Source organism: Peribacillus sp. NPDC097197, from assembly GCF_050278025.1.
Classification (GTDB): Bacteria; Bacillota; Bacilli; order Bacillales; family DSM-1321; genus Peribacillus.
In genome coordinates this window covers 163,017-176,998 of sequence record NZ_JBNNST010000006.1, presented here as the reverse complement: position 1 = coordinate 176,998, position 13,982 = coordinate 163,017, and the positions used below count along the sequence as shown (strand labels likewise).

The 13,982-nt window shown below is 40.8% G+C and carries 14 protein-coding genes, 3 riboswitches and 1 other annotated feature (1 of these 18 only partly in view); of the genes, 9 read left to right on the top strand and 5 right to left on the bottom strand.

All coding sequences use genetic code 11. The features are described from left to right. Positions 1–56 precede the first annotated feature (56 nt). The gene (locus tag ACQKL6_RS10370; protein ID WP_403123712.1) at positions 57–563 is read left to right on the top strand and encodes a GNAT family N-acetyltransferase; all 507 of its coding nucleotides are present in this window, start codon (positions 57–59) and stop codon (positions 561–563) included. Positions 564–618: 55 nt separating this feature from the next. On the opposite strand, the gene ACQKL6_RS10365 is transcribed toward ACQKL6_RS10370, so the two are convergent. Further along, a complete protein-coding gene (locus tag ACQKL6_RS10365; RefSeq protein ID WP_402867897.1) occupies positions 619–795 on the bottom strand; it encodes an aspartyl-phosphate phosphatase Spo0E family protein in 177 nt (58 codons plus the stop codon). A gap of 226 nt (positions 796–1,021) precedes the next feature. Then, the gene (locus ACQKL6_RS10360; RefSeq protein WP_402987593.1) at positions 1,022–1,285 is read right to left on the bottom strand and encodes a Fur-regulated basic protein FbpA; all 264 of its coding nucleotides are present in this window, start codon (positions 1,283–1,285) and stop codon (positions 1,022–1,024) included. A gap of 98 nt (positions 1,286–1,383) precedes the next feature. Next, positions 1,384–1,487, bottom strand: a riboswitch (SAM riboswitch). Positions 1,488–1,798: 311 nt separating this feature from the next. Beyond that, positions 1,799–1,904: riboswitch (TPP riboswitch) on the top strand. Positions 1,905–1,972: 68 nt separating this feature from the next. Then, a riboswitch (TPP riboswitch) is annotated at positions 1,973–2,065 on the top strand. Between the two features lie 105 nt (positions 2,066–2,170). Between ACQKL6_RS10360 and tenA the strand changes: the two genes are divergently transcribed. The 5 genes from tenA to thiE are packed head-to-tail and all read left to right on the top strand — an operon-like array spanning position 2,171 to position 5,597. After that, positions 2,171–2,860 carry a thiaminase II gene (tenA, locus tag ACQKL6_RS10355; RefSeq protein ID WP_427591024.1) on the top strand — a complete coding sequence of 230 codons (690 nt, stop codon included), beginning with the start codon at positions 2,171–2,173 and terminating at the stop codon, positions 2,858–2,860. Beyond that, positions 2,861–3,394 (top strand): energy coupling factor transporter S component ThiW, encoded by a 534-nt coding sequence (gene thiW, locus ACQKL6_RS10350; protein WP_402867894.1) that lies wholly within the window; start codon positions 2,861–2,863, stop codon positions 3,392–3,394. It begins immediately after the preceding gene. Beyond that, positions 3,363–4,169, top strand: a complete 807-nt coding sequence (gene thiD, locus ACQKL6_RS10345; RefSeq protein WP_407406313.1) for a bifunctional hydroxymethylpyrimidine kinase/phosphomethylpyrimidine kinase — start codon at positions 3,363–3,365, stop codon at positions 4,167–4,169. The genes thiW and thiD overlap by 32 nt, the downstream gene beginning before the upstream one ends. Further along, the gene (gene thiM, locus ACQKL6_RS10340; protein ID WP_427591023.1) at positions 4,166–4,981 is read left to right on the top strand and encodes a hydroxyethylthiazole kinase; all 816 of its coding nucleotides are present in this window, start codon (positions 4,166–4,168) and stop codon (positions 4,979–4,981) included. Before thiD ends, thiM begins: the two co-directional genes overlap by 4 nt. Continuing rightward, a complete protein-coding gene (thiE, locus tag ACQKL6_RS10335) occupies positions 4,962–5,597 on the top strand; it encodes a thiamine phosphate synthase (RefSeq protein ID WP_403123700.1) in 636 nt (211 codons plus the stop codon). The genes thiM and thiE overlap by 20 nt, the downstream gene beginning before the upstream one ends. 38 nt (positions 5,598–5,635) lie before the next feature. Here the strand turns inward: thiE and ACQKL6_RS10330 are convergent, their stop codons facing one another. Continuing rightward, positions 5,636–6,841, bottom strand: coding sequence for an MFS transporter (locus ACQKL6_RS10330; protein WP_427591022.1), 1,206 nt, complete (start codon positions 6,839–6,841; stop codon positions 5,636–5,638). Positions 6,842–7,125: 284 nt separating this feature from the next. On the opposite strand from ACQKL6_RS10330, the gene ACQKL6_RS10325 reads away from it, so the two are divergent. The 3 genes from ACQKL6_RS10325 to ACQKL6_RS10315 all read left to right on the top strand — a co-directional run bounded on the left by ACQKL6_RS10325 (position 7,126) and on the right by ACQKL6_RS10315 (position 10,740). Then, a complete protein-coding gene (locus tag ACQKL6_RS10325; RefSeq protein WP_407406317.1) occupies positions 7,126–8,613 on the top strand; it encodes an aldehyde dehydrogenase family protein in 1,488 nt (495 codons plus the stop codon). A gap of 157 nt (positions 8,614–8,770) precedes the next feature. Continuing rightward, the gene (locus tag ACQKL6_RS10320) at positions 8,771–9,334 is read left to right on the top strand and encodes an FAD-dependent oxidoreductase (protein ID WP_427591021.1); all 564 of its coding nucleotides are present in this window, start codon (positions 8,771–8,773) and stop codon (positions 9,332–9,334) included. A 173-nt stretch (positions 9,335–9,507) separates the two neighbouring features. After that, positions 9,508–10,740 carry an aminopeptidase gene (locus ACQKL6_RS10315; protein ID WP_427591020.1) on the top strand — a complete coding sequence of 411 codons (1,233 nt, stop codon included), beginning with the start codon at positions 9,508–9,510 and terminating at the stop codon, positions 10,738–10,740. 136 nt (positions 10,741–10,876) lie between these two features. Here the strand turns inward: ACQKL6_RS10315 and ACQKL6_RS10310 are convergent, their stop codons facing one another. Both ACQKL6_RS10310 and ACQKL6_RS10305 read right to left on the bottom strand, forming a co-directional pair. Beyond that, positions 10,877–11,977 carry a type I restriction endonuclease gene (locus ACQKL6_RS10310; protein ID WP_427591019.1) on the bottom strand — a complete coding sequence of 367 codons (1,101 nt, stop codon included), beginning with the start codon at positions 11,975–11,977 and terminating at the stop codon, positions 10,877–10,879. 456 nt (positions 11,978–12,433) lie between these two features. Further along, positions 12,434–13,795, bottom strand: a complete 1,362-nt coding sequence (locus ACQKL6_RS10305; RefSeq protein WP_427591018.1) for a sodium-dependent transporter — start codon at positions 13,793–13,795, stop codon at positions 12,434–12,436. A gap of 81 nt (positions 13,796–13,876) precedes the next feature. Next, positions 13,877–13,982, bottom strand: a binding site (T-box leader); it runs 116 nt beyond the window's last position.

Sequence of the window (13,982 nt, the reverse complement as noted above, 5' to 3'; positions counted from 1 at the left end):
GATGCACCTGTACTCAGGTGATTGGAATGCCATAATAAATGGATTGGAGCTTAATGATGAAGGAGTTTATAGAATTCAGGGAAGCAATATTTGAGGATTTGCCTAAAATTATTGAAATTTACAATTCTACAGTACCTTCGAGGATGGTCACTGCGGATACAGAACCAGTTACAGTAGAATCACGGCTCAAATGGTTTGAGGAACATCATATTCTCAAACGGCCATTATATATGATCATACATGATGGAAAAACAGCTGGGTGGATGAGTTTTCAATCTTTTTATGGTAGACCCGCATATGATTTTACCGCTGAAATTAGCATCTATATAGATGAGGAGTTCCGTGGGAAAGGAATTGGACAACTTTCAATCCAAAAGGCTATAGAGGTGAGTCCGAAGATAGGGATTAAGACACTTCTTGGATTTATTTTCGCACACAATGCACCAAGTATTAAGCTTTTTTCAAAATTTGGTTTTGAAAAATGGGCGCATTTACCGAAAATAGCAGAACTCGATGGAGTGGAACGCGATTTGGTCATTCTTGGTAAACGTGTCACTACATGACTTCCATTGCAAAAGGCGATTGCCTGGATTTGAATGGTCTAGTGGGATGTACTGATTATTCGCGACAAACTCCCAGGAATTTTATATGTGTGACCGCATTCAATAAAGAATCCAACTCTTGACTTGCTTGAATGGTCATCCTGCTTGTCAAACCATAATTTTTTGCTAACATAATCATTTCTTTTCGTTTTTCTTCAATTTTTTCAACTGTTGTTATATGAGGAGGCTTCAATATAATCACTTCCTATTTTTCAATTATTTTACATTTTTATCATAACCAAAGCACTAGGCGAAATCAATCATTTTACATGTTTTAAATATGTTATTTCACTAGTGAAATGTGACAAAATACCCATTATATTTTTCTATTTTGTACTTTTTATGTCAGTTCAAAGAGAAAAAGCATTTGCCTTTACACAGCAAATGCTTTTTCTCTTTGATTGTTCACTATAGGTTAACTAAGTCATGCACTCTGGAGGTGACTCATTACCTGATTTATCTATAACAATCTTATATTCATCTTCAAGAGCTTTTAATGGAGCATCATAGAGATGCTTTTCATCAGAGGTTTTGTATACACCATTTGATAATAGTTCTTCTATCAACAATGCTCTCCTCTGTTCTTTTTTCTCGAAAAACTCTGCCATATGAATGGCCCCTTTCCTTTTATTCATATTTTCCACATATAATGCCCCTAATCTTATAGGCTTTGCTAAAGCCAAAATATATATACCTGTTGTACGGGATTCTTAAACCCTATTTGACAAAAATAAAAACCCCTTCTAATCCAAGAAGAGGTCGACAGAGGTCCGTTCGTCTCTTCTTATCTTCCAAGCGATTGCTTGTTGGAAGAAGCACAGTTCCCCGATGGGTCTGTTGCCGAGGTTTCATAGGGCCAAGTCCCTCCACCTCTCTGGATAAGAATACAGAATATAAATGATTTTGACATGATTTTATCCCACTTGCAAGGATAAGTCAATTGCATTCAAATAATTTTTAATTTTTAATTTTTATATTATTTTTCCGTGTGCCCTTTTAGCACAAGGTAAGACCATATCCCTATTTTGCTAATAACTATATTTTCCTCCAATTGACCGTGGGTTAGGTATGCTCCATTTGCCAATGGGGATTTTATCCTACTACCCCTTTCACGCCACAAGATACTCATAAAATTCTATTGGATTCAAAGGTTGCATTTTCCTTTTTATCTGATATGATGACAATAATCACATACGAAATACCACTAGGGGAGTCTTCTAAAAGACTGAGATGGAATGATGTTCCGGACCCTTTGAACCTGATCCGGGTGATGCCGGCGGAGGAAAGTGGATGATATCGTCGTCGTATATTTGACTTCATCCATCTGCCCCGTTCCGTTTTCAGGAACGGGGTTTTCGTTTAATTGAATAATAAACTGCTAGGGGAGCCATTAATAGGCTGAGAATCAAACCCTTTGTACCTGATCTGGTCATACCAGCGGAGGAAAGCAGGTTGAAAAAGGGATTCGTACATTCCTAGAACAGCCGCTTTCTATATGAAAGCGGCTGTTCTTCATTTTTGGACACTCCCCTCCTTTGTATGTGAATGAATTATAAGGGGGAAAAATCATGGCGAAAACCCAAATGAAAACTTTCAGTGCTAGACTTCACGAACGTTCAAAAGAAATTTGGAAAAAGAATCATACTCATCCTTTCGTTCAAGCAATTGGAGACGGGACACTATCAGAAAAGAAATTCGCCTATTACTTAAAGCAGGACTATATCTATCTTATGGATTATGCCAAGCTTTTTGCCTTAGGGACCATCAAGGCCACTAACCTTGAGATCATGACCAAATTTGCGAGTATTTTAAATGAGACTCTACAGGTAGAAATGGATTTGCATAGGAGCTACTGCAAGGAGTTCGGAATTAGTTCTGAGGAATTGGAAAATACCGAACCAACTCCGATTACCCTTGCCTATACAGGTTATATGCTCAATGCTGCCCATCATGGAACTTTAGCCGACCTTATTGCCTGCTTACTTCCTTGTGCCTGGGATTACTATGAAATTGGCTCGTTATTAAAAGAACAAAATGGTCCAGCACTAGAAACAAATCGTTATATCGCTTGGATTCAATCGTATGCATCCCCCGAATTCGCAGATGCGCACAAATGGTTGGCCAAGCTGTTAGACGAACTGACGGAAGATATGCCTGAGGGGGAATTGAAAAGATTAGAGAAACACTTTTTAATGACCTCCCGATATGAATATTTATTTTGGGACATGGTTCACAACGAACAGGATTGGCCTCTTTAAATGCTAGATACTGGTAACTTGTTACGGAAAATGACGTTGACTAGCTTGTTCACGGCCATCACTACCCTGACTAGCTCATTCGTTTACATCCCTGTTGGTTTTGCGAAGGTGTTTCCTATTCAACATGTAACCAACGTCATGACAGCCGTTATGTTGGGGCCGCTTTTTGCTGTGACCCAGGCCTTTTTAGTATCCCTTATCAGGAACATGACAGGTACAGGTTCAATTTTTGCATTTCCGGGAAGCATGGTTGGTGCCCTGCTGGCGGCCTTCCTCTACCAAAAAACAAGAAGGATGGGACACGCCTGCTTGGGAGAAATAGTGGGGACAGGCATTCTCGGATCCATCGCCTGTTATCCGATCGCGCTTTTATTATTGGGAAAAAAAGCGGCACTTTTTGGTTTTCTGCCAGCTTTTCTTCTTAGTTCTTTAACGGGCGCAATTATAGGCTTTCTTTTATTGAAAGTTCTCTTAAAAAATCATTATATGAAGGGGTTTTTTTATGAAAAGGGCACTAACGATCGCCGGATCTGACTCTGGGGGCGGAGCCGGCATCCAAGCTGATTTAAAAACATTTTCGGCCCATCGGGTTTATGGCATGTCTGTTATCACCGCCGTTACGGCACAGAATACCTTGGAAGTTCGATCTGTACAGCCCATCGATCTCCCTGTGATCACCGATCAAATTGCGGCCGTATTTGAAGACATTCGTGTCGACGCAGTAAAAATAGGGATGCTTGGATCAAAGGAGACGGTCGAAACCGTCGCCCATTCAATAAAATTATTTAAACCGGCTATCGTCGTCCTTGATCCTGTCATGATTTCCAAAAGTGGACACCATCTGTTAGATGAGAGGGCCGTTTCGTCGTTAAAAATCGATTTACTTCCACTTGCTACACTTGTCACGCCGAATATACCGGAAGCAGAGGTCCTTACCGGATTCCCGATCCGGACGAAGCAGGACTTTTATAAGGCATGTACCGCTATTCTGGAACTGGGTCCGAAGGCTGTTTTACTGAAAGGAGGACATGCAGCAGGAAATCCAAATGATCTCTTTTATGATGGCAAGGAGTTCTCTTGGATCAAGGGTGAACGCATTCATACGAAAAATACGCATGGAACTGGCTGTACCCTTTCCTCTGCCATTGCATCTAATCTTGCTAATGGACTTCCTTTAGCGACGTCCATTGAACAAGCGAAAATCTATATTTCAGAAGCGATACGAAATAGCTTAGAACTCGGTAAGGGACACGGACCCGTTCACCATTTCCATCAATTTTATAAAAAGGAACGGAGTGATTTCACATGAATACATCCGTTGCAGACTTATTTGGCAGAGTGAGAAAGAAACAACCACTCGTCCACCAAATCACCAACTTTGTTACTGCAAATGATTGTGCCAATGCTACCCTGGCAATTGGTGGTTCTCCCGTTATGACTTCCAATCCAAAAGAAGTGGCGGACATGGTCAAACTGGCACAAGCACTGGTGATTAACTTAGGTACACTGGATGATGTTCCCTTGGAGGCGATGGCGATTGCCGGGAAAACAGCGAACGATTGCCATATACCCGTAATTTTAGATCCTGTGGGCGTCGGTTCCACCCCTTACCGAACAGAGAAAGCGATGGAACTGCTCGATTCAATCACTGTCCAGATTATTCGCGGCAATGCAAGTGAAGTCCATCGGCTAATGGGAGGCGATATCGTCACGCGAGGGGTCGATTCAGGACCCCTTTCCATGAGCAATGCAGAACTATCCCTACGTGCTGCTAGAAAACTGAAGAGTGTTGTCGTCGTGAGTGGAGCCAAGGATGCCGTTAGTGACTCTTCACGTACGTCCATCATCGATAATGGAAGCCCTCTTTTAACAAAGGTGACCGGCACCGGCTGTATGTCGACGGCCTTGATTGGGGTCTTCTGCGGAATTACGGAGGATTACTATTCAGCTGCTATCGCAGGAATTTCAACCATGAGCATCTCTGGTGAGCTTGCTGCCAGAACCCTTGAAAAAAATGATGGCACAGGGACATACCGGACACGGATTATCGATGCCATCTCAGGAATGAATGATTCCATATGGAAATACGAGGTGAAAATGCATGAAGAAAGTGCCATTTGATTTGAGCCTTTATTTAGTCACGGAAGAATCATTAGCCGTCGAGGACATGACCACTATCATCACCGAGGCGGTTTCAGGCGGAGTTACGGCCGTCCAACTTAGAGAAAAGCAGGCATCTTCCCTTACTTTTTATCAAAAAGCTTCTCTATTAAAAGGGGTCCTTGATGAACTTTCGATTCCGTTAATCATTAATGACCGCGTGGATATTGCGCTTGCTGTAGGAGCGGATGGAATTCATGTTGGGCAGGATGACCTTCCTCTTCCCATCATCAAGACCCTTGTTCCTGACAATATGATCATTGGAGTATCCGTCTCTACCTTGGAGGAGGCCCTTGAAGCTGAAAACAATGGCGCTGACTATATTGGTGTTGGCTCTGTATTCCCGACAAAAACGAAACAAGACGCAACTGCTTTGAAAAAAGGGGAACTGGAGAGAATTTGTCACAGTACCTCGATTCCTGCCGTTGCGATCGGTGGGATTACAGCGGATAATATCAACAGGCTTTCTAAAAGTGGAATTGCCGGTGCTGCGGTCGTCTCTGCCATTACACAGGCAAAAAATCCAATGGACGTGGCTACACTCCTTTCATACACTATAAAAAGATTCACTAATTAATAGAAGGAGGATGCTCATTTCGAGTCATCCTCCTTCCTTTATGAAAGAATGGTATTCTTCGTTTCTTTTCCAAATGCCACAGCAACAGCACCAATTAAAATTGCGATTGTAAAAATCGTGAAGATGGTCGATATCGCTGTATCTCCAGCAACTAGATACCCGACAAGCAACGGCCCCAAAATGCCCCCGACGCGTCCGACTCCAGCTGCTAACCCCGTCCCGGTTCCACGAATGACGGTTGGATACTGTTCAGGTGTATACGCATAAAGCGCCCCCCATGCACCTAAGTTGAAAAACGATAGGAACATGCCGGATACGATCAAGAGTGATAAGCCTTCAGCGGAGCCAAAGAAAAATGCACTACCTGCCGTTCCTATTAAATATGTAATCAATACGAACTTACGCCCCATCTTCTCTATCAACCACGCAGCAGAGAAATAACCAGGCAATTGGGCTAACGTCATGATCAATACATATTCAAAACTCTGAATCATGCTGAAGCCCTTCATGACCATGACACTTGGTAACCATAAAAACATGCCGTAATAGGAAAAGACCACACAAAACCAAAGAATCCATAAAACAAGTGTCTGACGTGCGTGCCCTTTTTGCCAGACCATTTTCATGTTGTTCAGCACAGACGGTCTCTGTTTCTTTTCAAGCTCCGTATATTTAGGAGAATCGGGTAATTTCAAACGTAGATATAGAGCATATAATGCCGGAACCGCACTTAATAACAAAGCCACACGCCATCCGTATACAGGAATGATGAAATAAGAGATGAGCGCCGCCAACAACCAGCCGACCGCCCAGAAACTTTCAAGGAGTACCACAACACGTCCCCTTTTACTTGCCTCGACGCTTTCAGAAACGAGTGTTGAAGCAACGGGTAGCTCTCCCCCGAGCCCCATCCCTATCAAGAAACGCAAAATCAGGAATAAACTAAGCGTACTGACGGCTGCAGACAGACCGCTCGCAATCGAAAATAATAATAAGGTTATGATAAAGACATTCTTTCTGCCAACCCGGTCTGCCATCGCTCCAAAGAGAATCGCCCCTACTGCCATCCCGATAGAATTGATACTTCCGATCCAACCGACCTGTTGGCTCGTTAAATTCCAATCCTGTTTCAATGCAACGATGATAAAAGAAAGCATCCCGACATCCAGTGCATCAAACATCCATCCAAAACCAGCGACACCCAGCAGTTTACGCTGCGATATCACTTTCGCATTGTTTTCCATATAAACCTCCTAAAATCTGATCGCTTACCAATATATTCTCCTATTTAATATTACCTATTAATTTTCCTTTTCGCTATAGTATTTACAACTGTCTTGACACTTTTCTTTACTCAAATAGAAAAAACGTTGATTTCAAGCCTTTTTCCATTTAAGAATAAAATGTCGAATAGTAATGATTGAATATTTCACCTATTTATTTTATGATAAATATTGGCATATGAAAGCGTTATCAATTAAGTCATCATGTTTTGCCCAATATAATCATTATATTCAGGAGGGAAACAATGACCAATCTAACGTTAGAAGTAAGTGGAAAGCTGGACAAGTTTTTAAAAGGTCCTAAAAAGCTCTATATCAATGGAAAATTCGTAGAAAGTGCCTCGAAGAAGACCTTTACCACTCCCAACCCCGCAACAGGCAAGAAACTCGCAGATGTATATGAAGCGGATAAAGAAGATATCAATTTAGCCGTTAAAGCCGCAAGAAAAGCATTCGATGAAGGCCCATGGTCCAAGATGAGCGCCGCTAACCGTAGCAGGTTGATGTATAAACTAGCAGATTTAATGGAAGAAAATAAAACAGAATTAGCGCAATTAGAAACACTGGACAATGGAAAGCCCATCAGTGAAACTACAAATGCGGATATCCCTCTAGCCATTGAGCATATGAGATATTTTGCTGGCTGGTCGACTAAAATCGTCGGACAGACCATTCCGGTAAATGGAAATTACTTCAACTATACAAAACATGAGGCTGTAGGCGTCGTCGGTCAAATCATCCCTTGGAACTTCCCGCTTCTTATGGCGATGTGGAAACTGGGAGCCGCTCTTGCGACTGGCTGCACGGTCATTTTGAAACCTGCCGAGCAAACACCATTATCTGCCCTTTATTTAGCAGAGCTAATCGCGGAAGCCGGCTTCCCTGACGGTGTCGTCAATATCGTCCCTGGATTCGGTGAAACTGCTGGTCAAGCCCTTGTCGATCATCCTGAAGTTGATAAGATTGCCTTCACCGGTTCTACTGAAGTAGGGAAAATGATCATGCGTTCTGCTTCCTATTCATTGAAGCGCGTGACACTGGAACTCGGAGGAAAATCACCTAACATCATCCTTCCAGATGCCGACTTCTCCAAAGCCATTCCTGGAGCTTTAAATGGCGTCATGTTTAATCAGGGTCAGGTATGCTGTGCCGGCTCCCGGGTTTATATACAAAAGAAACACTATGATAATGTCGTGGCTGATATGACTAGTCACGCTAAAAAGATCAAACAAGGAGCCGGATTGGATCCTAATACACAAATTGGGCCACTCGTTTCCCAAGAACAGCAGAATCGAGTTCTTGGTTACATTGAAAAAGGAAAAAAAGAGGGTGCAGAAATATTGGTAGGAGGAAACAATCCTAGCGATGAAGGCTACTTTGTTTCACCAACGATCTTTGCCGGTGTAGAAGAGGAAATGACCATTGCCAAAGAAGAAATATTTGGTCCAGTCATTGCTGCCATGCCGTATGAGAATATAGACGATGTAATCAACCGGGCAAATGCAAGTGAATATGGGTTGGCTGCCGGTTTATGGACAAGCGATCTAGCTAACGCCCATTATGTAGCAGGAAAGTTACGTGCCGGTACTGTTTGGGTAAACTGCTATAATGCATTTGATGCCGCCTCCCCATTCGGTGGTTATAAGCAATCCGGAATCGGACGGGAAATGGGTTCCTATGCCCTTGAAAATTATACTGAAGTTAAAAGCGTCTGGATTAACCTAGACAAATAATTCTTTTTAAAGAGAGGGTCTTCCGGGACCCTCTTTTCCATGCTTTTTGCATCCTTTTAATATATTTTATTATTGCGATTATTCTTCAATCATTTCAATAGCCTTTTCCTATGTACGTTTGATAGAATCAAGGTAGAGAAAAAGGAGGAATATTCCTATGTATGAAATTGCCATTATCGGTGCCGGACCCGCTGGCGGAAGTGCCGCCATCTTCACGGCCAAGGCAGGAAAAAAGACAGTCCTTCTCGATAGCAATGCAAGTATCACAAAAAGAGCCTGGATGGAAAACCATTATGGTGTGGATGAAATCTCTGGACCTGACTTAGTCCATATCGGAATTCAACAGGCAAAGAAATTCGGTGCTGAACATATCGAAACAAAAGTTACAGGCATCGAAAAAACGGAACAAGGATTTACAATCGAAACGGAAAACGGCCTTATTGAAGCTACTTACATCATCCTCGCGACGGGAATGATCACTAATCTAGCCGAAGAAGCGGGAGTCGCGACAAAAGACGGCATAGAGCCGCGCACTAAAAAAGTGTATGACGTGGATTCACTAGGGAAAACATCCGTAGAGGGAATTTGGGCTGCTGGCGCTGGTGCAGGCGTGAGCGTACATACCATCGTTACGGCCGGTGACGGAGCCAGAGTGGCCATTAATCTGCTAAGTGAAATCAACGGGGAACGTTATGTAGACCATGATGTACTGAAAAAATAATGAGAGTGTTCACAGAAGCTGAGTCCCTGCACTCAGCTTTTCCATCCTCCTCTATTTTTTTATCGGATTTATTTGAACCCCCACGTTTTATGATACATATGTGTAAAAAGTTTCTTTTTTCAGAAACTATCGATACAATTAAACTGGAGATAAGAGAAAGGAAGTTTTAAAAGATGAATGAATTTCAAACCAATTTAGAAAAATACGCAGAACTGGCCGTTAAAGTCGGGGTCAATATCCAGAAGGGACAAAACCTCGTTGTAAACACAACCTTAGAAGGCGCTGAACTTGTTCGCCTCATCGTTAAAAAGGCTTATGAAAACGGCGCACGTAATGTCATCGTTAACTGGAATGACGATATTGTCGGGCGTACAAAATATGAAATGGCACCCGCTGAAGTATTTAACGAGTATCCAGAGTGGCGGGCAAAAGAAACGATCGAGCTTGCTGAAAATGGCGCAGCTTTTCTATCGGTCATCTCCTCAAGTCCTGACCTTTTGAAAAATGTTCAACCTGAACGGATCGCCAACTTCCAAAAGGCATCGGGTACCGCACTGAAAAAATGGCGTCAATATATGCAGTCCGATAAAGTGAGTTGGTCCATTGTCGCAGTCCCTTCACAAGCATGGGCTGATAAAGTCTTCCCTGAAGTAGCTGAAGAGAAACGCATCGATGCACTTTGGGAAGCGATCTTTAAAGCAGTCCGGGTTGATGTAAAAGAACCTGTCGAGGCCTGGAAGAAACACGACGACACACTTCATGAAAAAGTCGATTATTTAAATGAAAAGCACTACCAGAAATTGCACTACACGGCACCAGGTACGGATTTAACCATCGAATTGCCTGAGAAACATCTTTGGTGCGGAGCTGGCAGCATCAATGAGCAAGGACATGAATTCATGGCTAACATGCCAACGGAAGAAGTGTTCACGGTTCCACTGAAAAATGGTGTCAATGGAACGGTTTCAAGCACAAAGCCACTTAGTTACGGCGGCAATATTATCGATAATTTCTCCGTGACATTCAAGGAAGGCCGGATCACAGAAGTGAAGGCTGAAAAAGGCGAAGAAATCTTGAAACAATTGGTCGATACGGATGAAGGATCACACTATCTAGGAGAAGTGGCACTAGTCCCATTCAATTCGCCCATTTCCCAATCAAACGTATTATTCTTCAATACATTATTCGATGAAAATGCATCCAACCACTTAGCAATCGGAAGCTCTTATGCATTCTGTCTTGAAGGTGGAAAAAACATGAGCCCCGAAGAACTGGCGGAACATGGTCTGAACGAAAGTCTAACCCATGTTGATTTCATGATTGGTTCGGATAAAATGAACATCGACGGCATCCTTCCTGACGGCACTTCAGAAGCTGTCTTCCGTAATGGGGATTGGGCGTTTTAATTGGAGTATTGATATAGTGGGTTTTGAAGGTTTATAACTTTGGATTTCACATGTTTTTAGAACATTCATTAGCCACGTGTTTATAGTCACGTGGCTATATTTGTCTAATTATAAGGTGTCCAATCATCAACTATTTTTAGTTGAATTGTTCGGTAACCCTTAATATTTCATCTTTGTATAATAAAATGTCGTTTACACTATCTAATTTATGTGTAGTTTTTAATTCATCATTTAATTGGATATACTTATTACTAGTATTAAAACCTAATCTACAAATCCATTTACGGATATTATCATCCAGTAAAACATTAAAATAACTTTTATTATCTCTATAGTAAACTCTATTTGCATCTAGGTTTTCCTTAAGCATAAGTTTTATTAAAACATATCCCTCTATTTCTTCTTCGGTTGTCACAATCACAGGTCCATCTACTACTTTTTCCAGTTCATCAATTAGCTCTTCTTCGTTTGTTGGTGCTATATCGTCATTTATTTTTTCCGTCGTATTCAACTCATTTCCATCAGTTGAACTTAAAGCTTTTTGAAGCTTATCATTTACTTTATCATTGACGAATTGATTAAGGGATTTTTTTACTATTTCCCGAAAATTATCGATTACTTTTTTTGTCTTTACACCTTGATAAACATCATTTAATACGAATTTGATAAACTCTTCATTTGGTTCCTCCCATTGTTGAGTTAAAAAATTCTTAATTTCATTTGTATATTTTAATTCGGAGGCAGTAGTTAATACATTTTCTACATTGAAAAAGTTTTTTCTAAATTTGGCTAACTCCAGAAGGTGATTTTCTCTTATTTCATGTAAATTAAATATAAAGAATGGTTTGTCATCCATTTTATTAGGTTCTTCTAAATCGGTGAAGAACTTATATTCAATACCATTGGTCAAGATTGCAAACTTAGCTTTGGTAGTTCCAAAATACCTAAATAATTGCGAATCATGTTTATGTAGTTTTTCATGCACACATTTTGCTTCAATTAAAATAACAGGGTGTCCGTTTTCCATTATGGCATAATCAATTTTTTCACCTTTTTTTATTCCAACATCAGCTATGAATTCTGGTACTAATTCCTCGGGGTTAAAAATATCATATCCTAATGCTTGTATTAACGGCATAATTAACGAGGTTTTAGTTGCTTCCTCAGTTTGAATGTTATCCTTTATTCGTTCTATCCTAGTTGATAGCGCTTTAATTTGTTGTATAAAGGTTTCCATATTCCTACCCCCCATTTATAAAAGGTTTCTATATTCGTACCCGCATTTTTAATATAATATGCTTATATAAAACAATATTATACTAATCTGTAAAAAAATATATGTATCTCTCATCTTAGAAAAAGTGACTATATGTTAAATTTGAATAGAATCTTGTATTAAGAATTTTGGATATACAACATAAGTACCTAGAGCATGTAATTTAATCGCTAGAAAGGCAAGGATAATTTTTAGAGTTTTAAAAGTCTAATCGGCTATCTAATCGGCTTAATAGTACTTTTATTTTGCGTTTAGCTATAATAACAAAAATTTATTGCCTATAAATTTTAAACATCAAGCTTAATAGCCACGTGCTAAGATGCACGTGGCTATTATTTTATACGTAAAATACTACCTTAATCATTTACGCAAATCCATTTACTGTCCAATAGGTGGCTTTCTATAACCTCAATCCCATTAGAAGAGCCCCACTACCCTATCAAGTATCCCAGTCACATCAAGGAACACGATGATAATAACCAGAGGAATGATGAACCTCATGATAAAGAACCATATATTGAATGCTTGGGCACCAAGGCGAGAATGCTGTAATAGTTCCTCTCTCAAGGAGCTTTTCTTGATCTTATATGAAACGAAGATCGAGATTAAAAGCACTCCGAGCGGCATTAATATGTTGCTGACTAAATAATCCGCTGAATCAAACAAGTTCTTCGAGAAGATTAAGAGATCAGAAAAAGTACTATAGGATAATGCAGAGGGAATGCCTACTGCAAAGATTAAGATTCCGATGATATAGGCATATTTGGTTCTCTTCTCCTCTTTTCCTTTAACGATGGCTGCCACGATGATTTCCAACATGGAGAAGGCCGACGTTAATGTGGCAAATAGGAATAAGGCTAAAAACCCTAATAAGAAAACTTCTCCAAACACGATTTGGTCAAACACCGCCGGCAATACAACGAACAGCAAACCCGGACCTTCAGCTGGCTCTAACCCTAATGAAAAAACAGCTGGGAAAATGGCCAATCCTGCTAATAAGGCAATCAATAGATTCATCGCGACGATGGATATGGCCGGTTGGATTAAGCTTTCCTTTTTTGAAAGGTAGGAACTATAAGTAACCATCACCGACACTCCTACACTTAAGGAGAAGAAAGCCTGCCCCATCGCAAATAGCACACTTTGAGAAGTCATGCTAGAAAAATCAGGTGCTAGAAAGAATTTGACGCCTTCTAGAGCGTTATCTAATGTAAGCGAACGAATGATCAGAACAATAAAAAGCAAAAATAAAGCAGGCATCAATATTTTACTCACTTTTTCGATTCCATTTTGAATCCCTTTCGCTACAACCAATACGGTAATGGCTAGGAAGACAAACTGAGCTACAAGGACCAACAACGGATTGCCGATTGTCCCGTTAAATACAGAACCATAATCTGCACCCTCACTAATTATTCCACCGAACAGACCTTTGACGAAATAGATGACAATCCATCCACCAATTACGCTATAGAAAGACAAGAGAAGAAAACAGGTGAATACCCCTAATCTTCCAATCCAATGCCAGTTGCTATGAGGAGCTAAACTACGATACGCACTGATGGCTTCCTTTTGTGTACTCCTGCCTATAATAAATTCAGCCAATAATAAGGGAAAACCCATAAACAATGAAAAGAGAATAAAAAGAAGAAAGAATGCCCCTCCTCCGCTCATCCCAGTAACATATGGGAGCTTCCATATGGCACCTACCCCTATCGCTGATCCAGCTGCGGATAAAATAAAACCAATCTTCGATGACCATTGCTCTGTTGTTTGCATGCTAACCCTACCTATCCCTTTTTATTATGGTTCCCTAATCAACAATTCAAAGACAAAAAAAGCCACGTCTCTATCTGTAACGATAGGGACGTGGCTTCACGCGGTACCACCCTAATTGGAAACAACACTTGTTTCCCACTTGTTAAAATAACGGTTTAACCCGTTTTATACCACTTTCTCTTTTGCA